The 19,326-nt window shown below is 71.8% G+C and carries 16 protein-coding genes and 1 pseudogene; 6 read left to right on the top strand and 11 right to left on the bottom strand.

Annotated elements, in window-relative coordinates; genetic code table 11:
- The first annotated feature begins 107 nt into the window (after positions 1-107).
- Positions 108-2,474: a hypothetical protein gene (locus ACIBJH_RS26095; protein WP_399119268.1), complete on the top strand. Its 2,367-nt coding sequence runs from the start codon at positions 108-110 to the stop codon at positions 2,472-2,474.
- Here the strand turns inward: ACIBJH_RS26095 and ACIBJH_RS26090 are convergent.
- From ACIBJH_RS26090 to ACIBJH_RS26075, 4 genes and pseudogenes are all read right to left on the bottom strand, one after another.
- On the bottom strand, positions 2,444-4,879 hold the full coding sequence (locus tag ACIBJH_RS26090; protein WP_399119267.1) for a right-handed parallel beta-helix repeat-containing protein: 2,436 nt from the start codon (positions 4,877-4,879) through the stop codon (positions 2,444-2,446). The two genes, ACIBJH_RS26095 and ACIBJH_RS26090, sit on opposite strands and share 31 nt — an antisense overlap.
- Before the next feature lie 106 nt (positions 4,880-4,985).
- Positions 4,986-5,591, bottom strand: a complete 606-nt coding sequence (locus tag ACIBJH_RS26085) for a hypothetical protein (protein ID WP_399119266.1) — start codon at positions 5,589-5,591, stop codon at positions 4,986-4,988.
- Positions 5,592-5,797: 206 nt separating this feature from the next.
- Positions 5,798-5,890, bottom strand: a pseudogene (locus ACIBJH_RS26080) (MOSC domain-containing protein); the annotation flags it as partial.
- A gap of 45 nt (positions 5,891-5,935) precedes the next feature.
- Positions 5,936-6,367, bottom strand: a complete 432-nt coding sequence (locus ACIBJH_RS26075; protein ID WP_019075119.1) for a DUF6643 family protein — start codon at positions 6,365-6,367, stop codon at positions 5,936-5,938.
- Between the two features lie 297 nt (positions 6,368-6,664).
- Between ACIBJH_RS26075 and ACIBJH_RS26070 the strand changes: the two genes are divergently transcribed.
- Positions 6,665-7,957 carry a TerD family protein gene (locus ACIBJH_RS26070; protein WP_399119318.1) on the top strand — a complete coding sequence of 431 codons (1,293 nt, stop codon included), beginning with the start codon at positions 6,665-6,667 and terminating at the stop codon, positions 7,955-7,957.
- A 4-nt stretch (positions 7,958-7,961) separates the two neighbouring features.
- Here the strand turns inward: ACIBJH_RS26070 and ACIBJH_RS26065 are convergent, their stop codons facing one another.
- Positions 7,962-9,140 (bottom strand): glycosyltransferase, encoded by a 1,179-nt coding sequence (locus tag ACIBJH_RS26065; RefSeq protein ID WP_399119265.1) that lies wholly within the window; start codon positions 9,138-9,140, stop codon positions 7,962-7,964.
- A gap of 57 nt (positions 9,141-9,197) precedes the next feature.
- Here ACIBJH_RS26065 and ACIBJH_RS26060 point away from each other — a divergent pair, with 57 nt between their 5' ends.
- Together ACIBJH_RS26060 and ACIBJH_RS26055 are read left to right on the top strand one after the other, a co-directional pair.
- The gene (locus ACIBJH_RS26060; RefSeq protein ID WP_399119264.1) at positions 9,198-9,983 is read left to right on the top strand and encodes a glutamate racemase; all 786 of its coding nucleotides are present in this window, start codon (positions 9,198-9,200) and stop codon (positions 9,981-9,983) included.
- Positions 9,984-10,089: 106 nt separating this feature from the next.
- Positions 10,090-10,635: a hypothetical protein gene (locus ACIBJH_RS26055; RefSeq protein ID WP_399119263.1), complete on the top strand. Its 546-nt coding sequence runs from the start codon at positions 10,090-10,092 to the stop codon at positions 10,633-10,635.
- Positions 10,636-10,650: 15 nt separating this feature from the next.
- On the opposite strand, the gene ACIBJH_RS26050 is transcribed toward ACIBJH_RS26055, so the two are convergent.
- Positions 10,651-11,718 (bottom strand): O-antigen ligase family protein, encoded by a 1,068-nt coding sequence (locus ACIBJH_RS26050; RefSeq protein ID WP_399119317.1) that lies wholly within the window; start codon positions 11,716-11,718, stop codon positions 10,651-10,653.
- A gap of 232 nt (positions 11,719-11,950) precedes the next feature.
- On the opposite strand from ACIBJH_RS26050, the gene lnt reads away from it, so the two are divergent.
- Both lnt and ACIBJH_RS26040 read left to right on the top strand, forming a co-directional pair.
- Positions 11,951-13,561: an apolipoprotein N-acyltransferase gene (gene lnt, locus ACIBJH_RS26045; RefSeq protein ID WP_399119262.1), complete on the top strand. Its 1,611-nt coding sequence runs from the start codon at positions 11,951-11,953 to the stop codon at positions 13,559-13,561.
- Positions 13,562-13,637: 76 nt separating this feature from the next.
- Positions 13,638-14,117: an NUDIX hydrolase gene (locus tag ACIBJH_RS26040; protein ID WP_399119261.1), complete on the top strand. Its 480-nt coding sequence runs from the start codon at positions 13,638-13,640 to the stop codon at positions 14,115-14,117.
- 76 nt (positions 14,118-14,193) lie between these two features.
- Here the strand turns inward: ACIBJH_RS26040 and ACIBJH_RS26035 are convergent, their stop codons facing one another.
- The 5 genes from ACIBJH_RS26035 to ACIBJH_RS26015 form a co-directional block, all read right to left on the bottom strand.
- On the bottom strand, positions 14,194-14,556 hold the full coding sequence (locus ACIBJH_RS26035; RefSeq protein ID WP_399119260.1) for a hypothetical protein: 363 nt from the start codon (positions 14,554-14,556) through the stop codon (positions 14,194-14,196).
- A gap of 109 nt (positions 14,557-14,665) precedes the next feature.
- Positions 14,666-16,225: an MFS transporter gene (locus tag ACIBJH_RS26030; RefSeq protein WP_399119259.1), complete on the bottom strand. Its 1,560-nt coding sequence runs from the start codon at positions 16,223-16,225 to the stop codon at positions 14,666-14,668.
- Positions 16,226-16,298: 73 nt separating this feature from the next.
- Complete coding sequence (locus ACIBJH_RS26025; RefSeq protein ID WP_399119258.1) at positions 16,299-17,651, bottom strand: alpha/beta hydrolase; 1,353 nt, start codon at positions 17,649-17,651, stop codon at positions 16,299-16,301.
- A 145-nt stretch (positions 17,652-17,796) separates the two neighbouring features.
- Complete coding sequence (locus ACIBJH_RS26020) at positions 17,797-18,657, bottom strand: PaaX family transcriptional regulator C-terminal domain-containing protein (RefSeq protein ID WP_399119257.1); 861 nt, start codon at positions 18,655-18,657, stop codon at positions 17,797-17,799.
- A 109-nt stretch (positions 18,658-18,766) separates the two neighbouring features.
- Entirely contained in the window at positions 18,767-19,315 is a 549-nt protein-coding gene (locus ACIBJH_RS26015) for a hypothetical protein (RefSeq protein WP_399119256.1), read from the bottom strand.
- Between the last annotated feature and the right edge of the window lie 11 nt (positions 19,316-19,326).

Raw genomic sequence — 19,326 nt, 5'->3', positions numbered from 1 at the left:
CGGATCGGGGAGATTCGGTGACAGGGCGTGTGCGACGCGCTGAAAGGGGCGATCCTGGTGGTCACACGGACACAGCCAGACGGTACGTCACGGGGGATGTGCGAACAGTGGAGCGTGTGCAGGAACATGCCGTCACGAGCGGGGCCGACGAGCCCACCGGACGGCCCGACCGAACCAACTCAACCGACCGGCCCGACCGGACCGAACCCGCCCTGGAACTACTGGTCCACGGAGTCGGCGGCGCCACACCCGAGGAGATGCTCGGTGATCCGCGCACGGTGCGGATCACCGGTGACGACACAGCGGCCGTCTTCCGGCGCACCGCCGACGTCGACGCCGAGTCCAGAACCGCCGACGGCCGCACCGGACCGATCCGCGAGGCCTACGTCTGGTGCAACCTGACCTCCGGCAACGGCACCCGCGCCCTGTGGCTGTTGCTGCTGCCGTTCATGGTCGTCAACCTCGCGCACTGGATGCGCCCCACCGCCCGCGACCGGAAACGGACAGTGCGCTTCTACGGGCTGCTGGTACGGCTCGCGGGACTCACCCTGACCGTGCTGCTCGTGGCGGCGGCCTGCGAGGTCGCCCTCGATCTCGCCGCCTGGCAGTGCGCGGGCACGCGCGCGTGCGCCGAGCGACACTCCTGGCTGGGCTTCCTGTCGCCCGCCGTGTCGCACGACAGCTGGTGGAGCCGCCCCGGCCGCCGCCTCGCGCTCGCCGCCCTGGTGCCGACCGCGCTGACCGTCCTCCTCTGGTACCTGTCCCGCCGTACCTGGAGCGAGTACGAGTCCCAGCAGCCGATGCCCCGCAGAGCCGAACCCGACGACGAGCCCGACAGCAGTGCCCTGGGCCGGCCCGGGTTCTGGTACGGCCGCCGCCTGGTCGCCCGACTCCGCGCCGCCCACACGGCGGCCGGCCTTCTGACGGTCGCCGCGGCCGTCACCGTCTCGGCGACCCGCTTCGACCGCGGACCCGACGGCTCCCACGCACTGGCCGGCCTCGGCGCGCTCCTGGAGACCGCGATCGCCGCCCTCGCCTTCGTCGTGGTCTACGTCGTGTGCCGCCGGGGCCGCAGCGAGCACCGCCTCGACCAGGCCCTCGACCGCCGTCTCGTACGACGCCTGCCGCTCGGCGCGCTCCTGCTGCTCGCCCTCGCCCTGCTGTACGCCGGCTGGTCGCGTCCGGGATGGGAGTCGTCCGGGCGGCTGCCGGGAGACCCCGTCTTCGGTGGAATCGCCCTGGTCCAGGGCCTGCTGGTGATCGCCCTGGCGGTCGTCGCCCACCTGCTGCACCGCACCCACCCCGACCCGCGCGCCGCGATGCGCGGCCTCGGCGGACCGGCCGTCGCGATGCTCGCCTGCGCGCTCGGCGGTGTGATGTCCGGCGGGGTGTCCCAGCGGGTCTCCGACTGGCTGGACGGCACCGGCACGTCCATCGCGGGCCCGCCCGTCCTGCTCACCTGGCAGGCCTCGGTGATCCCGCTGCTCCTGGTCGTCGTACTCGTCCTATGCGCCGTACTCGGCCACCGCACCTGGCGGCTGCGCCGTGCCGAACTGGCCGCCGTGGCGCTCGACTACCCGGGCGGGCGCAAGGACCGGACGCGCACCGCCCGGATCGCGAGCACGCGCGCGATGGCCACGCTCACCGACCGCGGCCCCCTCCTCGTCGCCGTCACCGCCACCGCCACGCTGCTCCTGGGCGCCGGAGCGCTGGTCGGCGCGTTCACGACCGACAGGACACCGTCGCGGGCAGGGCAGGGGGGCCACGCCTTCGTGCACGGCGCCGCCCAGACCTCCCAGGGACTCGGCTCCTGGCTGATCGGGCTCGGCTTCATCCTCTTCGTCACCTGGGGCAGGCGCGCCTACAAGGACCCCTCCGCGCGGCGCACGATCGGCATCCTGTGGGACGTCGGCACCTTCTGGCCGCGCGCCGCCCACCCCTTCGCCCCGCCCTGCTACGCCGAGCGCGCGGTCCCCGACCTGACCTGGCGCATCGCCACCTGGACCCGCGCCACCGGCGGTCGGCTCGTCATCTCCGGCCACTCCCAGGGCAGCGTCCTGGCGGCAGCCGCGGCCTGGCAGCTCAAACCGGCCCAGCGCAAACGAGTCGCGCTCCTGACCTACGGCTCACCCCTGGAGCGCCTCTACGGCCGCTGGTTCCCCGCCCACTTCGGACCGTCCGCGCTCAGCCGCCTGCACCACGAGGTCGACTGCTGGCGCAATCTGTACCGGCTCACCGACCCCATCGGCGGCCCGGTGCGGCTGACCGGCGACTGCGGCCCCGAGGTGGACCACGGCCCCCTCAAGGACCCGCTGGAGTACGGCCGTACCGCCCAACACCCCCTGCCCGCCCCGATCCTGGGCCACTCCGACTACCAGGCAGACCCGGCGTTCGCCGTGGAACGGGAGCGGCTGCTGGCCCGGCTGCGGCCCGAGGTGCCGCCTCAGGGCAGCTCGGGCAGGTCGTCCGCGTAGAGCAGGGTCAGGTCGTCCGTGCTCGGCTCCTCGACCTGGGCGACCCGGCTCGCGTGCCGCTCCACCATCGCCTCGAAGGTCTGCCGCGCGGTACGGCCGTTGCCGAACGCGGCACCCTTGGGGATTGCGGTGAAGTACTTCGTCAGCCCCTCGGACGCGCCCTCGGCGAGCCGGTACTCGTGCTCCTCGGCCTGCTGCTCGACGATCCTCAGCAGTTCCTCGGCGTTGTAGTCGCTGAAGGTGATGGTCCGTGAGAAGCGGGACGCCACACCGGGGTTGACGGACAGGAACCGCTCCATCTCCGCCGTGTAGCCCGCGACGATCACCACGACCGCGTCCCGGTGGTCCTCCATCAGCTTCACGAGCGTGTCGATGGCCTCTTTGCCGAAGTCGCGGCCCGAGTCCTCCGGGGAGAGCGCGTACGCCTCGTCGATGAACAGGACCCCGCCGCGCGCCTTGTCGAAGGCCTCCTGGGTGCGGATCGCCGTAGAGCCGATGTGCTCGCCGACCAGGTCGACGCGGGACACCTCGACGAGATGCCCCTTCTCCAGGACACCGAGCGAGGCGAGGATCTCGCCGTAGAGGCGGGCGACCGTCGTCTTGCCGGTGCCGGGGGAGCCGGTGAAGACCAGGTGCCGTTTGACGGAGGCCGCCTTGAGGCCGGCCTGCTGGCGGCGGCGGCCCACCTCGATCATGTCGATGAGGGAACGCACCTCGCGCTTGACGCTGTCCAGGCCGACAAGACCGTCGAGTTCACCGAGGACCGCCTTGGAGGTGCGGGACTCCTTGTCCGGCTCCGGCGCGGTGACCGGGGGCGCCTTCTCGGCGGTGCGCTGGCCTGGGATCGCGCCCAGCACACTGGTGGCCTGGCTCGCCGTCTCCACGGCCGTCTCGTGGGCGGTGGGCTGCTTGAGGCCGCTCTCGTCGCTGGTGCAGTCCTCGACGACGGGTCCGGTGCCGGGCCCCGCGTCCGGTCCGGCGTCCGCGAACTCGTAGCCACCGCGCGCGCATCGCTCCGTGCGGCACTTCTTGAGCGTCGTACGACAACCGTCTATGACATGGAAGCCGTAGCCGCCGCTGCCCGTCACGCGGCAGCCCTGGAAGGTGCCCCGGCCGCCCGCGGAGACGTAGAAGCCGGCCTCGGCGGGGGAGTCGACCGTGCAGCGCTCGATGGTGGGGTCGGCGCCCTTGGTGACGATCACGCCGGTCTGGGTGGCGTCCACCGTGCAGTTGTTGAGGGTGCCGCCGCTGCCGTGGTCGCGGAACCACGCGCCCGTGGCCGCGTCCCGGATCCGGCAGTCGTCGAGCTGCGCGGTCGCGCCGTCGCTCACCGACACGGCCGTGTTGCGCACCTGGGAGATGTCGCTGTCGACGACGTCCGCGCGCGAGCCGCGGTCGAGCACGAACAGCGCGTCCGGTACGTCGTGCACCCGGCAGGAGTCGAGGACCACCGTCGCGCCGTCGCTGACCCACACCGCCGGATAGTCGCCCGTGCTGTCGAAGATCTCGCACTGGTTGGCGTCCACGCGCGTGCCCGGGTCCCACACCGACAGCCCGTTGCGCCCGAACTGACGCACCGTCGTCCGCGTCAGCGTCAGGACCGAACGGGAGCGCAGGTCGACCGCGTTCTCCGGGATGTCGTGGATACGGCAGTCGGCGAGTGTCAGCACCGCGTCCGTGTCGAGCGTGACGCCGTCCGCGGCCGTACGGTGCACATCGCAGTCGGTGAGGTGCGCGGTGGCGCGGGCGGTGATCTGGACGCCGCTGCCGCGCGTCTCGTAGACCTCGCAACCCACCGCCTCCAGCGAGGAGTTCTCGCCCGTCGCGGACAGGCCCACTCCCGAGGCGTGGTGGATGCGGCAGCGCTCCAGGCGCGGGTGGCCGCCGGCGCGGACCGCGACGCCCGCCTGGCCGGCGGAGACGACCTCGCACTCCTCGAACACCCCGCCACCGCCGTCGAGTACGGCGATCCCGATGCCGGCCGGGTTGTCGACCGTGCAGCGCCGCACGGTGGGGCGGGCACCGCCGCGCACCTCGATGCCGGACGCGGAGCGGGTGACGATCCGCAGATCCGTCAACTCCGGTGTCCCGTCCTCGACAAGGAGGGCGGGCGCGGCCGAGTCCTGGCCCTCGACATGCAGGTCCTGGACGATCGCCGAGGCGCGCACGGTCAACGGCACGCCGTCCAGGGGCGCGATGCGCACCGAGCCGGGCGAACCCTCGGGGCCGCGCAGGGTCACCGACCGCTGCACGACGAGGTTCTCCCGGTAGGTACCGGGAGCGACGGTCAGTACGTCGCCCTCGGCCGCGGCCTCCAGGGCGGCGGCGAGCGACGCGTACTCACCTGTGCGGCGCCGCCACCGCGATGTACCGGTGTGCGTCACCTGGACCGTGCCCTGTGCCATGGCGCTGCTGTGCCCCCACCTCGTGATATGCGGGTTGATGCCGAAGCCTTCGCCGGTCCACCGTAGCGTGCGTGCGGGCGGTGGGTTGACCAGAGCCGGAAGGCTGTCAGCTGCCGGTGCCGGTCCGGCCCCAGTCCGGGCCCGCCCGCTCCCATGCCCGGTCCCAACGCGCGTACCTGCGGCGGACCATGCGCCACAGCACGAACCGTCGGCCGCTGTCGACGAGCCCGGCGGTCAGCAGCGCCGCACCGAACCCGGCGAGCACGGCGTGCGTCGTCGCCGTGGCCGAGTCCAGCGGGCGGGTCACTATGTGCCCTTGCTGGTCCGTCCAGACCTTGAAGTGGTCGCCCGTGTGCGGGGTGTTGAGGCTCGCCATCACCGCGCCGTGCTGTGCGGTGCCGTCCGGCGCGGTCCAGTCGGCGAGGACCCGGGTGCGGACGTCCCGCGCGGTGGCCGAGTCGGGGTCGGGGTCGATCTCGGCACCCTTGAGTTTCTTGACCACCGTGGCCGTCACGGCATGCCGGTCCGCGCGCTGCTCCCGCACCGACCGCTGCAGGGTGTCCTGCGCGACGGCACCGACGAGCGAACCGATCAAGGGCGCGGCGACCAGGACCAGCAGCAGGACCACGAGGGCCAGCCAGGCCTCGACCAGATCGGTCGCGCGACGCAGCGGATTGCGCCGCCAACGCCACAGACCCCTGATTGCTCCCACCGTCCCGCACCCCCTTCCCGCTCCGTGATAACTCCTGGAAGAGCCGTTCACGCGAGACGAGCGTCGAAGAGAGAGCGAAATCACCTCTCCCCGGGCCTCTCATGAACTTCTCACGGGATCTCAACGACCGGGCCCACGGGGAGGGTTCCCGCCCGACACCTCCAACGGTGGATCTTCGCCGGGCGAGAATCCGGACCGTCGAGGCGGGGCGCGGACAGACGAACACCGCCGCCGGGCAGAAGCCCGGCGGCGGCCAGTGCGAGCAGCGAGTGCTCGCGTTGCGTGACGACCTTTCCCCCCATCACTCCATCGTGCCAGCCAGCACCGACAGCGCAGGGTGCGGATCAGTACCCGCGGTACTGCTGGTTGTTGCTGTACGGGTCCTGCTGGTACGGGGCGGGGGCGGGGCGGGGAGCCGCCGGACGCATCGCCTCGTAGCCGGCCGGAGCCGCCATCGGACGCGGCTGCTGTTGCTGCTGGCCGTAACCGCGCGGCGGGGCCTGCTGCGGGATGTAGGCGGCGGGCGCCTGCTGCAGCGGTGACGGCTGCTGCGCCTGCGGGTAGCCGTAGGGGGTCTGCGAGGGACCCGCCGGGAGGGCGGGCAGTGCCGACGGCAGCGCGGGCAGGTTGCTCCCCGGCATGTCGTACGCGGCGGGAACCCGGATCGGGGCGATCTGCGGGGTCCCCCGCTCGGCCACGAGGGAGTCGTAGATCGGAGTGTCCGGGAAGGAGGCGGAGTAGTAGCCGCCGCCATAAGTGGAGCGGGGGGAGGTCATGGCACATAAGTTAAGCCCACGATGTGGTGGTTGGGGAGACCGATTAGAGGGTTGTTTTCCGTGTCGGCAGTGGCATGGGATCCCCAATGCGAGCGAACTTGTCAAAAAAGGGCATGGATCCGTGTTCGGATCGTGTAAAGCCCGAGTTCCCGGCGGGTTACCAGCGGTTGGCCACGGGTGTTGCCGCGCTTCGCATGGGCGTTCGCCGCCTCGGGGAATAGGTTGTGCGAGTAGACACCCAATGGGCTGCCGGGGCGTGTCCTGGCACGGCGACACGTGATGGGGGCAGACATGTCAATGCCGAAAGGATCGAATGTTCCGGTGCCGACGACGGCACTGCGCGTCGAATTGGGGTGGCGGCCCGGGCCCGAAGTCCCCGACGCGGACGCCTCGGCCCTGCTCCTGGTCGACGGGAAGGTCCGCACCGACGCCGACTTCGTCTTCTACAACCAGTCGACGCACTCCTCCGGCGCGGTCCGCCACGAGGGCAAGAACAACGCCGGCGGGCGGATGACCGACGCCCTGCTCGTCGACCTCGCGCGCGTGGAGCCCGCCGTCGACCGGATCGTCCTCGCCGCCTCCGCCGACGGCGGAACGTTCGGCCAGGTCCCCGACCTGTACATCGAGGTCCGGGACGCCGCACAGAACACCGTGGTCGCCCGCTTCGACAGCACGGGCGCGACGGTCGAGACCGCCTTCGTGCTCGGCGAGTTCTACCGCCGCCAGGGCGCCTGGAAGTTCCGGGCCGTCGGCCAGGGCTACGGCAGCGGGCTCGAAGGCCTGGCGACCGACTTCGGCATCACCGTGGACGAACCGCAGCAGGCGGCACCGGCCGCCACCATGCCGCCGCCCTCGGGACCGCCGGTGCACCTGCCCCCGCCGCCCGTGACCGTGGCTCCGCCCGTGACGATGGCTCCGCCGCCTCCGCCCCCGATGCCGCCCACCGCCCCCGTCCGGCTGTCCAAGGTGACGCTCACCAAGGCGGCCCCCTCGGTCTCCCTGACCAAGCAGGGCGGTACCTCGGGCGCCATGCGCGTGAACCTCAACTGGGAGGTGCGCAAGCAGTTCTCGGGCTGGGGCAGCAAGCGCGGCCGGGCGGTCGCGATGCATGCGGACCTCGACCTCGACCTGTGCGCCCTGTACGAACTCGCCGACGGCCGCAAGGGCGTGGTCCAGGCCCTCGGCAACGCCTACGGCTCTCTTCAACTGCCGCCGTACATCCACCTCGACGGCGACGACCGGACCGGCGCGTCCGCGAGCGGCGAGAACCTCACCATCAACCTCGACCACATCCGGGACTTCCGGCGCATCCTCGTCTTCGTGACCATCTACGAAGGCGCCCGCTCCTTCGCCGACCTGCACGCCACGGTCACCTTCCAGCCCCAGCACGGCGCCGCGATCGACTTCTCGCTCGACGAGTGCACGGTCCCCTCCACGGTGTGCGCGCTCGCGCTGATCACCAACACCGGGGGTGACCTCGTCGTCCAGCGCGAGGCCCGCTACCTCGTCCCGGATCGCGGGGTGAGCCCGCAGCGGACCGTGGACCGCGTCTACGGGTGGGGCATGAACTGGACCCCGGGTCGCAAGTGAGCGCTCAGCTCTCCTCGCCGACGACGGCGTCAGGACGCGCGTAGGTGCGGCCCTTCCAGGCCGCACCGCGTCCCCTGTAGTGCTGCACCGCGGAATCGACCGTCATGAAGAGGTACAGAAACGCGGTGAACGGCAACAGGGGAGCGAGCCACAACGGCTGCCCGTAGTAGCGGAGCATCGGGACGTACGTCCCCGTCATCACCAGCCACGCGAGCCCGCCGAGAACCGCCGCCTCCGTACTTCCCGCGCCCAGCCCCACGAACAGGGCCACCGGGGGCACGAGATACACCAGCGCGAGCCCCAGGACGGTGCCCAGGAGGAGCAGCGGGTTGTGCCGCAGTTGCGCGTACGCGCTGCGCGAGACCATCCGCCACAGGTCGTGCAGCCGCGGATACGGGCGCACACTGTCCACCCGCTCGGCGAGCCCCAGCCAGATGTGACCCCCACGGCCCTTGACGGCACGCGCGAGTGCCACGTCGTCGATCACCGCGTGCCGGATGGCGTCGGGGATCCGCGCCCGCTCGGCCGTATCGGCGCGCAACAGGACACAGCCGCCCGCCGCCGCCGCGGTGCGGGCACCCTTCCGGCCGATCCGGCGGAACGGATACAACTGCGCGAAGAAGTAGACGAACGCCGGCACCACCAGCCGCTCCCAGGGACTCTCCACCCGCAGCCGGGCCATCAGCGAGACGACGTCGAAGCCGCCGGTGCGCGCCGCCGCCACCAACTCCCGCAGGCTGTCCGGGGCGTGCGCGATGTCCGCGTCCGTCAGCAGCAGAAACTCGGGGCCACGCGCGCGTGCCGCCTCGACACCGTGCCGTACGGCCCACAGCTTGCCCGTCCAGCCCGCCGGCGGTTCACCGGGGGAGTCCACGGTCAGCGGCAACCCGCCGTGCGTCCGCGCCAGTTCACGGGCCAGCTCCCCGGTGCCGTCCGAACTCCCGTCGTCCACAAGGAAGATCTCCGCCCGCCCCGGATAGTCCTGGGCGAGCAGCGAGGGCAGACTCTCCGGCAGTACGGCGGCCTCGTCACGGGCCGGGACGACCACGCAGACCGGCGGCCAGTCGTCCGGGGCGGTGCGGGCCGGCAGTCTGACGTCCGTGCGCCAGAAGAAGCCCTGACAGAGCAGCAGCCACAGCCAGGCGGCGAGTGATACGGCGGCGATCCACGCGAGGGTGCTCACGGCCGCAGTTTGCCCCACGGGAGCGGCTCCACAGAGGCCATCGTCTATCGTGGCCGGGTGAAGATCGCGCTCATGGACTCCGGAATCGGCCTTCTGGCGGCCACCGCGGCGGTACGACGTGTACGCCCCGACGCGGATCTCGTGCTCTCCCTGGACCCCGAGGGCATGCCCTGGGGACCGCGGACTCCGGAAGACCTCACGCGGCGCGCGCTCGCCGTCGCCGAGGCCGCCGCCGCGCACCGGCCCGACGCCCTGATCATCGGGTGCAACACGGCGACGGTCCACGCCCTCACCGCAATCCGGGACCTCCTGGAGCCGGGCATCCCGGTCATCGGCACGGTCCCGGCGATCAAGCCGGCCGCCGCGGCCGGTACACCCTTCGCGATCTGGGCCACGCCCGCCACCACCGGCAGCCCCTACCAGCGCGGTCTCGTCGAGGACTTCGCCGAAGGTGTGCCGGTGACCGAGATCCCGTGCTGGGGACTGGCCGAGGCCGTGGAACACGCGGACGAGACGGCCATCGACACCGCCATCGCCGCGGCCGTCGCGCTCACCCCCGACGATGTAACGACCGTCGTCCTGGGCTGCACCCATTACGAAATCGTCGCCGAACGCATCCGCGCCGCCGTCCAGCGCCCCGACCGCCCGCCGCTCGTCCTGCACGGCTCCGCCGACGCGGTCGCCGCCCAGGCGTTGCGCCGGATCGGTGCGCAGCCCGCACCCGAGGCGTCGGCCGACGGCACCCTCACGGTGCTGCTGAGCGGTCGTGAGGGCCCGCTGCCCGTCGAGGCGGCGGCCTACGCGGAAGGCCGGCTGCTGCGGGCCGTCACCCCCGCCCACTGACCGCCGGCGAAGAAGCGGACGCTGTGCGTCCACCTTGTCGTCGCGCAAAACGGTCACCCTGCGCAACGCGGTACCCGCGCAGCGAAACCTGAGTAGTCTCGTAGGTATGAGGGACCACCCCCGCGACGAAACCTTCCCGCAGACCGAGATCTGGACGGGACGCGCCACCAACAGGTTCCAGTGGCTGCTGGCGCTCGCCGGTGCCGCCTGCATGGCGCTCGGCATCGAGCTGGCCGTGGACTCCGCCTGGACGTCCGGCGTGGCCGCGCTCGCCATGTCCGTCGTCGGGTGCATCGCGGCCGGACTGCTCATGCTGTTCGGCACGCTCGCCTTCGTGCACGTCGCCCTGAAGGTGGACACGGAGACCCTCGAAGTGCGCTGCGGCCACATCGGTGTGCCGCGTCGCCGCATCCCCCTCGCCAGCGTCGCGGGCGCCGAGTTCGCCCCGCACGTCACCCCGCGCCAGTGGGGCGGCTGGGGCTACCGCTGGCGGCCCGAGAAGGGCACCGCCGTCGTCGTACGGCGGGGCGAGGGCATTGTGCTGCGGCTGTGGGACGGGCACACGTTCACCATCACCGTGGACAACGCGGAGACGGCCGTACGGATCATCACGGACCGGCTGGTGCCGCCCACGCCCGGCGCGGTGCACTGACGTCACCCTCGCCCCTCATGGGGCAAGGCGGTCGCCACGCGCGCGTGCCTCCGGGACGGTGCGTGAGGCGTCGTCGGTGATCGGGTGGGCCGTGGCAAGACCGGCCAGGAAACCCGCGCCCGCTGTGACCGTGGTGAAGCTGAGCGCGTTGCCCACCGAGGCGACGACCGCGAGCCCCGTCAGCGCGGCCCCCGCCGTGAGCGCGATCGAGGTGGAGCGGGGAGTGCGCCACAACGCGTGGAGCACCCAGCAGAAGGCCGCCGCCAGCAGGAGCACGCCGACGACGCCCTGCTCGGCCGCCATCTGGAACGGTGCCGAGTGCGGCTTCCCGTCCGGCTGCAGGGCCTCGGCCGCCGCGTTGCTCAGCTCCCCGAAGCGCCCGGGGCCCACACCCAGGGCGGAATCCTTGTGCGCCATGTGCAGGGCGTCCTGCCACAGCTGCACCCGATGAAGGCTCAGCTGGCCCTCCAGGGACTCGGTGAGCCCGTCCGGCAGTACGTTCCCGGCGATGGCCCAGGTCGCCCCGGTCACCAGCGCGGCGGCCAGGCCGAGGCCCACGACACCGAGACCGCGGAGTCGCATCCGGCCGGCGGCGAACGAGCACAGCAACACCGCCGTGCACGTGACGAACCCCGAGACCGATCCCAGGACGAGCGCGGTGACCGTGATCCCGGCGGCCAGCAGCCGCAGTGCGAGGCGCAGGGCCGGGGCCGGGGCGGCCCAGGCCGCGCAGCACGCGGAACCGACGGCCAGGGTCAGCAGCGCCGCGGTGGCACCGGCGTGGCCGAGCGGGGCGGTGAACTGGGGGCCAGGGGCGAGCCGTGGTTCGGCCAGTGCCAGACCGAGGCCGGCCAGTGCACCGGTACAGGGCGCGGCGACCGGCACGAGCGCTCCGGAGATCCGCCCCGACGCGTACCCGGCGGAGACCGCCAGGACCGCGAGCAGCACCCCCTCGGGCCTTCCGTCGTGCATCGCGGCGGTGATCAGCGACCACGCGGCACACGCCCCGAGCACCGCGACACCCACGGCATCCGAAACGTTTCGTCTCTCACTGTCGGCGTCCGGACCGGTCGCCGACGCCATCCCCGTGGAACCCACCCCGCCGCCCCCTGAACCGAGCCCCCCGACCCGTGACAGACCCCGGCCGCCGGCCTGGACCGACCGCACGACAGGGGCTCCGGCACACCGTAACGGGTGATGACCGATTTGTGGACGAGTTGCGCAGGAACGATGCGGCTCCCGGCCTGTTCAGTGCCCCGTGCTGCGATCCGGACCGTGCTGTCGGCCCCAAGGTCAACCGCCGTACACTCCCGGAGTGACCGTCACCGCAACTTCCGTGGACGAGTCGGACCAGCTGGAGCCCCAGGCCGCGCCCGCAGCGCGCCTCGCCCGGCTCGTCCGTCTGGTCCCGGCCGCCGTAGCCGCCCTCTCCGGAGTGCTGCTCTACGTCAGTTTCCCGCCCCGCACACTGTGGTGGCTGGCGCTGCCCGCCTTCGCCTGTTTCGGGTGGGTGCTTCGTGGCCGCAGCTGGAAGGCGGGCCTGGGCCTCGGCTACCTCTTCGGCCTCGGATTCCTGCTGCCGCTGCTGGTGTGGACCGGCGTCGAGGTCGGCCCCGGCCCCTGGCTGGCGCTGGTCGCGGTCGAGGCGATCTTCGTCGCGCTGGTCGGCGCGGCCATCACCGCGGTGTCGAAACTGCCCGCCTGGCCGCTCTGGGCGGCGGCACTGTGGATCGTCGGCGAGGCGGTACGCGCGCGTGCCCCTTTCCACGGCTTCCCCTGGGGCAAGATCGCGTTCGGCCAGGCGGACGGCGTCTTCCTGCCGCTCGCCGCGGTCGGCGGCACCCCGGTCCTCGGCTTCGCCGTCGTCCTGTGCGGCTTCGGCCTGTACGAGATCGTGCGCCTGGCCCTGGAGACCCGGCGCACCCATGAGGTACGGCGGTCCGCCGCGGCCGTGGCCCTGCTGAGCGTGGCCGTACCCGTCGTCGGCGCGCTGGCGGCACGGTCCCTGGTGAGCGACAAGGCCGAGGACGGCACCACGACCGTCGCGGTCATCCAGGGCAACGTCCCGCGCGCGGGGCTGGAGTTCAACGCCCAGCGCCGTGCCGTCCTCGACTACCACGTCAAGGAGACCCTGCGGCTGGCCGCGAAGGTCAAGGCCGGCAAGGTCGCGAAGCCCGACGTGGTGCTGTGGCCGGAGAACTCCTCCGACGTCGACCCCTTCGCCGACGCCCAGGCGTACACGGACATCGACGAGGCGGCCAAGGCGATCGGCGCGCCCATCTCGGTCGGCGGCGTCGTCGAGCGGGGCGGCAAGCTCTACAACGAGCAGATCCTCTGGGACCCGGTGAAGGGCCCGACCGACACCTACGACAAACGGCAGATCCAGCCGTTCGGCGAGTACCTCCCGATGCGCTCGCTCCTCGGGGCGATCAACAAGAACTGGACCAGCATGGTCCGCCAGGACTTCAGCCGGGGCACCAAGCCGGGCGTGTTCACCATGAACGGCGCCAAGATCGGCCTGGTCACCTGCTACGAGGCCGCCTTCGACTGGGCCGTGCGCTCCGAGGTCACCGACGGTGCCCAGCTGATCTCCGTGCCCAGCAACAACGCGACCTTCGACCGCAGCGAGATGACCTACCAGCAGCTCGCCATGTCCCGGGTCCGCGCGGTCGAGCACAGCCGGACCGTCACGGTCCCGGTCACCAGCGGCGTCAGCGCGATCATCATGCCGGACGGGAAGATCACCCAGAAGACCGGCATGTTCGTAGCCGACTCCCTGGTCCAGAAGGTGCCGCTGCGCTCCTCGGAGACACCGGCCACCAAGCTCGGCATCCTGCCCGAGATGGCCCTGGTGCTCGTCGCCGCGGGCGGCCTGGGCTGGGCGATCGGCGCGGGTGTGCGCCGACGGCGCGCGGGCGACGCCTAGCCATCGCCCGTCGTATATCCGCCGCACGCACGACAGTTCGTGGAGTGGCCATGGATCGTCCCGTTAGGGTCTGACCATGGCTACTCCTGATTTCATTCGTACGATCCGGGAATCCGCCGGGCACCAACTGCTCTGGCTTCCCGGGGTGAGCGCCGTGGTCTTCGACGACGCGGGACGCGTGCTGCTGGGCAAGCGGTCGGACAACCACGAGTGGGCGTTGCCCTCCGGCATTCCCGAGCCCGGTGAGCAGCCCGCCGTGTGCGCGGTGCGCGAGGTGTTCGAGGAGACGGCCGTCGAGTGCGTGGCGGAGCGGGTCGTCATGGTCAACGCCGGGGGCCCGATCAGCTACCCGAACGGTGACGCCTGCCAGTTCATGGACATCACCCTGCAGTGCCGGGCCGTCGGCGGCGAGGCGGCCGTGAACGACGACGAGTCCTTGGAGGTCGGCTGGTTCGAGCTGGACGCACTGCCCGAACTCAGCGACCACCAACTGTTCCGGATCAAGCAGACCCTGGCCGACGCACCCACATGGTTCGACACCTCGACTTCTGACTGAAGTGGTCTCCCCGCGGCGGTGACCCTGTGTCGGGGTGCTCATTGCGAACTCCGCATGGCGAAGTCCTGACGCGGTCCTACGAGGCCGCGTCGGCTTCGGCGTTCACCTCGATCACTCGTGCCCCGGCGATTCCCAGTGCCTCGACGATCCGGTCGGCGGCGGACGAGGAGAAGAGGCCGCTGGTCACGCTCAGGAGGAACAGAGGCGTGGGAGGATGCTCGGCCTCGCGCAGCAGGAGGAACGCTTCGCCCTCCGCCGGAGAGAAGGCGAAGCAGAGCCACTCCCCGAGGCTGTCGTAGGCGGTCTCCGCACCACCCCAGCGTTCCTCCAGCACCTCACGGTCGACCTCGACCCCGGCGAGCCACTTGATGTCGCGTGAATTGACATCTCCTTCAGGGATCCGCTTCAGCGCCGCGGGGTCCAGGTCTCTCAGGTTCATCCCTACCGTGTCTCTGTGACGATGAGCGGAGCTCCAGGCCTGCCGCCCCACTTCGGAATCCTGCCCTACGGCCCTGCGTCGTCACCCGGCCGCGTGCCCGCTCTCGCGGTCAGGATGAGGAAGCTCTGCGGCCGCGGAGCGTGGCGAGGGCCAGCAGCGCCGAGCACAGGGCCGCGCTGCCGCAGACGACGAAGCCGATCGAGTAGCCGTGGCCGAGGGCGTCCAGGGCGAGGGGGTGCAGGTCGGCCAGTTTCGGGGAGGCCGCCGAGGCGCCGTTCACCGCGAGCGGGCCGCCCTCCTCCAGTACGGCCGTGCCGGCGCCCTTCAGCGCCTGGGGCAGGGCGGAGTTGTCGAGGGAGTCGGTGAAGCTGCTCGCCGCACGGCTCAGGGCGACGGCGCCGATGACGGCCGGGCCGAGGGTGAAGCCGAAGTCGCGCAGCAGGTTGGTGGTGGCGCTCGCCATGCCCGCCAGGTGGGTCGGCACGGTGTTCACGGCCGTCGCCGTGATCGACGAGACGGTGATCGCGAAGCCCAGGCCGACCAGACCGAGCGGCAGGATCAGTGAGGTGAAGGCGGTGTCGGTGATCGGGAGGGTGGCCGCCCAGTAGTCGCCCGCCGCGATCAACAGCAGCCCGGCGCCCAGGAGCAGACCGGGGGCAACGGTGCGCAGCAGTCGTTCCGTCAGCGGCAGCATCGCCAGGGTGATGCCGTTGAGGAGGACGAACGCCAGGCCGGTGCGCATGGGTGCCTGGTCCTGCACGGGGCCGAGCCGGATGCTCACGGAGTAGGCGGTGCCGAGGAAGGCGAACATGCCCACCACCGCCACGACCGAGGCGACGGCGAAAGCGCGGTTGCGGAAGAGGTCCAGGCGCAGGAGCGGGGACTTGGCGTGTTTCTCGGCCAGGACGAAGGCGGCGAGGAACACGGCGGCCAGGACGAAGGCGATGACGATCGAGGGCGAGGCCCAACCGTCCGTCGGGCCCTGGATGATGGCGTAGAGCAGGGCGAACAGGCCCAGGCCGATGGTGACCTGTCCCGCGATGTCGAGTGAACGGCCTTCAGGGGCGCTGGAGTTGACGGCGAACAGGGCGCTGACCGCGACGCTCGCCACGGCGACGGCGGTGACCACGACGAAGGACCAGCGCCAGGAGCCGTAGGTGGCGGTGACGCCGCCGAGCAGCGGGGCGATGAACCCGCCGGTGGAGAGCAGTGCCGCCCACATCGCGATGACGCGGGCGCGTTGCGCGGGTGAGGTGGTGCCGGCGGCCAGGACGGCCAGCGAGGTCGGGAACAGCGCGGCGGCACCCAGACCCGCCAGGGCCTGTCCGGTCCAGAGTTGGTGGACGCCGGAGGACGTGGCGCTGACCAACTCGCCCACGGCCAGCAGCGAAGCGCCGCCGACCAGCAGCCGCTTGCGGCCGAAGAGGTCGCCGAGCAGGCCGAAGGTCAGCTCCAGCACGGCGACCGGGAGCAGGAACGCGTCGGAGATCCAGGTGAGTTGGGAGCCGACCGGATGCAGGTCGGACTGGAACAGCCCGTTGAGGGTGGCCGGTATGGCCAGGCCGATCTGCGCGAGGCAGACGGCGAGAAGACCGGCGACCAGGGTGCCGGTGGTCAGACCGGGGCCGGTGGCGGTTCTGGTGGAGGGTTCGGTCGGTTCGGTCGTCATTGACACGGAGGCTCCTGATGCGTGCAGGACGCGCGGGGACGGTAGTTGGGAGATGCGGGCGGGGTCTTCGGCGTCAGCGCGTGCCGGTCAGACGGCCCGGGCGGTAGTCCGTGAACGCGGCGCCGTCGAGGCCCAACTCGTCGGCCCCGCGCTGTAGTTGGGCGGCGGAGGCGGAGCCGTCCCAGTGCCCGGTGTCCAGCCGGTGTTCCACCGCGTGCAGACCGGCGACCACTTCGGCGGTGGTGAAGTTGCAGTGGCTCTGGCGGGCCACATAGGCCTGGCGCAGGAGTGAGGAGTCTCCGGCCGCGCGCACCCGCCCGGCGAAGGCCGATTCCTGTTCCACGGGCACGAGTTGGTCGGCGGTGGTGTGGATGTCCAGCAGCGGCACGGCCAGGCCCTGCCCGGCGGTCGAGGTCTGCTTGAGACGGGTCACCGCGGCCGGGTCGGCCGTGATGTCCGCTCCGCGGGTGAGCCGGTTCAGATCGGTGCGCAGGTCGAGCCCGGCGTCGCGGTAGAGCGCCTCGACCTGCTTCGCGTGGGTGGATCCGCGCAGCAGCCCGGCGTAGTCGACGCCCTTGTTCCAGGACGTGTTGCCGCCGGCCGACTGTTCCACCGACCAGCGCGCCGGGACGATGAACCCCAGCAGGCCCTCAGCCAGCCACGCGTACTGCTGCTGCTCCTGGCCCGCGAAGTCCCCGCGTGCGGGCGGCTGTTGGCCGGGTGCCCAGTCGGTCAGGTTGAGGTAGGCGGCGGCCAGGGCGATCCGGGCGCGTCCCGCCGGAGTCTGCTGCGCCGCTTCCACGGCCTTCGTGAGGCGGTCGGCGAGGGCGCCGCCGTCGGCCTGGCTGTCCAGGTTCACCAGGGCGTCGGCGTCGGCGGGGTCGAAGAACGTGGCCAGGGTGTACTCCGCGTCCAGCTGGTAGTTGTCCAGATCGACACCGCCCGCGACCAGGCCGCACAGCCCGAGCGCACCGTCGACGCGTCCGGCGCCGTCGCGGGCGATCCGGGCGTTGACGAGACCGCCCATGGACTGGCCCACGGAGATGACGCGGGTCGGTGTACCGACCTCCCGGCGGAACGCGGTGAGCGCGGCGAACTGGTCCCGCTCGGCCGAGTCGAGCGCCCACATCGAGCCGTTCGGGTCGTAGGAGGAGCCGGCGAGGGCGTAACCGGCGGCCAGCAGGGCCTGGGCCACCGCGGGCGACGGGGCGTCGGCAGCGGTCGTAGGGCCGAAGCCGTGACTGAACAGGAGCAGGGTGCCGTGCCAGTTTTCGGGTGTGTCCGCGATCCAGGTGGCTCCGTCGGTCAGCGTGCCGGAGTAGTGGGCGGCGGTGGCGGCGTGGGCGTCGGCCACCGGACCGAGGAGGGCGGTTGCGAGGGCGGTCGCGCAGGCTGCGGCGAGGGTTGAGAAACGGGGTCGGGGCATGACGGCGGCTCCGCGGGTCGAGTGGGAGGCCGAGCTGGAAGAGCGCTGCGAATGTAGGGCTCTTTTTTCATTGCCGTCAAGAGACTGACCAATAAAGGGTCGGACGTGTCCGCGTGGGGCGCACCGGATCCAGTGCGAGTCGGGATCAGTCCAGCGTCAGGGTGTCCAGCAGGCGTGCGGCGGCGCGTGCCGCCGGGCGGTCCCAGCGGCTGGCCAGGCCGCGGAAGACGGTCTCCGCCTGGGCGGCCGGCCAGTCGGCGGGCAGGTGCTCGGCGGGCAGATGCGGGTCCCGTCGTACGAGGTCCAACCAGTCGGTGTGCAGCAGGAGTTGGCCCGCGAGTTCGTCGCCGGAGGCCGTCGCGGGCAGCGGGTCGGTGCGGTCCCAGCGCTCCAGGAACGCCCGGTAGCGCGCGCCGATGGCCGGTACGTCGAACGCCTGCTCAAGCACCTCGCGGACGTCGGTCGGCGACTCCACCTCCGCCCGGAACACCCGCAGATACGGCTCCAGGCCGAGGCCCGCCACCATCTCGCGGACGTCGACGGGTGCCGGGGCCACCCACAGGCCGTTCTGCAGGGGGCCGAAGCCCGCCCAGATCAGCCGGGAGCGCAGATCGTGCCGCTCGCGGCTCCATGCCTCGGGCAGCGAGAAGCCGACCATGGTCCAGCGGCCGTCCCAGTCCCGGTTCACCGCGCCGGTGCGCCAGATGCGGTCGCGGCCGTCCGTCAGTACCTGGACGGCGTGCGGTGTGAGGCCGAAGTAGGTCTTGCGGCCCTGGCGGCTGCGCTCCAGCAGATCGCGTTTGACCATGCGGTTCAGGGTGGTCCGCACCGCTTCCTCGGTGCTGCCCAGCCTGCCGAGCGCGGCGATCACGCTGCCCGACGACACGGCGATGGGCCGCCCCAGCACATGGGCACCGAAGAAGGTCAGCATCAGGGACTGGGTGCGCGGCTCGGGGCCGCTCTCGGCGGCGGGTCCTGCGGCGACATCGACACTGGTCACCGGCACAGCCTAGGCCCGGGGCGGGCGTGCGGTGCCGGTACGCCATGAACTGTGTCAAGTCTGTAACGGCGGTTTGTTGTGTGCCGAATGACGATGTTGCCGGACTCCGAGGGGGTCAGAAGGCGAACGCCTCCGTCAGGCGCAGGTTGTAGCCGTCCTCTTCCATCAGGACGACCGTGACGCCGAACGGCGAGGGGTGGTCCAGATCGAGGGGCGTGAAGGCGTAGTCGACCGCGGCCTGCACGGGCGCCACCAGTTTGGCCTCGGGCTGGGGAGCCGGGGCCGGCTGCCAGTGCGGTGCGGCCGATGCCGGGTCCTCGGTGTAGGGGAACTGGTGGAGCGTGTGGCCCTCCTTCGTGGCGTGCACCATGTTGAGGCACGGCGACGGGCCGTCGACGGGGAGTTCGCAGACGGTGGCGACGTCATGGGTCTCCCAGGCGAGGACGATCTCGTCGGCGCTCGCCGCCGCGGCGATGTTCGAGAGCGACGCGATCGCGGTGAGGGCGTCCCGGCCGGGTTCGACCGGGCGCAGCCAGATCAGCCCGACCAACTCGCCACGCACGAGCGGCATGATGACCGGGCGGGGCACGGCGCCTTCACTGAGACCCGCGACGTACGCGCTCTTCATCGACTCCGTCAGCGCGTCGAACGTACGCGTGTCCATGAACTCCCCAT

The sequence above is a fragment of the Streptomyces sp. NPDC050548 genome (assembly GCF_044457385.1).
GTDB lineage: Bacteria > Actinomycetota > Actinomycetes > Streptomycetales > Streptomycetaceae > Streptomyces.
Note: the sequence above shows the minus strand (reverse complement) of the source record. Positions and strands in the feature narration are given on the sequence as shown.

Coding starts and splice junctions, on each gene's coding strand:
- ACIBJH_RS26090 (WP_399119267.1), bottom strand. CDS start 4,879: ATGGCACAGGGCACGGTCCAGGTGACGCACACCGGTACATCGCGGTGG.
- ACIBJH_RS26075 (WP_019075119.1), bottom strand. CDS start 6,367: ATGACCTCCCCCCGCTCCACTTATGGCGGCGGCTACTACTCCGCCTCC.
- ACIBJH_RS26070 (WP_399119318.1), top strand. CDS start 6,665: ATGCCGAAAGGATCGAATGTTCCGGTGCCGACGACGGCACTGCGCGTC.
- ACIBJH_RS26055 (WP_399119263.1), top strand. CDS start 10,090: ATGAGGGACCACCCCCGCGACGAAACCTTCCCGCAGACCGAGATCTGG.
- ACIBJH_RS26050 (WP_399119317.1), bottom strand. CDS start 11,718: ATGGCGTCGGCGACCGGTCCGGACGCCGACAGTGAGAGACGAAACGTT.
- ACIBJH_RS26040 (WP_399119261.1), top strand. CDS start 13,638: ATGGCTACTCCTGATTTCATTCGTACGATCCGGGAATCCGCCGGGCAC.
- ACIBJH_RS26035 (WP_399119260.1), bottom strand. CDS start 14,556: ATGAACCTGAGAGACCTGGACCCCGCGGCGCTGAAGCGGATCCCTGAA.
- ACIBJH_RS26030 (WP_399119259.1), bottom strand. CDS start 16,225: ATGACGACCGAACCGACCGAACCCTCCACCAGAACCGCCACCGGCCCC.
- ACIBJH_RS26025 (WP_399119258.1), bottom strand. CDS start 17,651: ATGCCCCGACCCCGTTTCTCAACCCTCGCCGCAGCCTGCGCGACCGCC.
- ACIBJH_RS26015 (WP_399119256.1), bottom strand. CDS start 19,315: ATGGACACGCGTACGTTCGACGCGCTGACGGAGTCGATGAAGAGCGCG.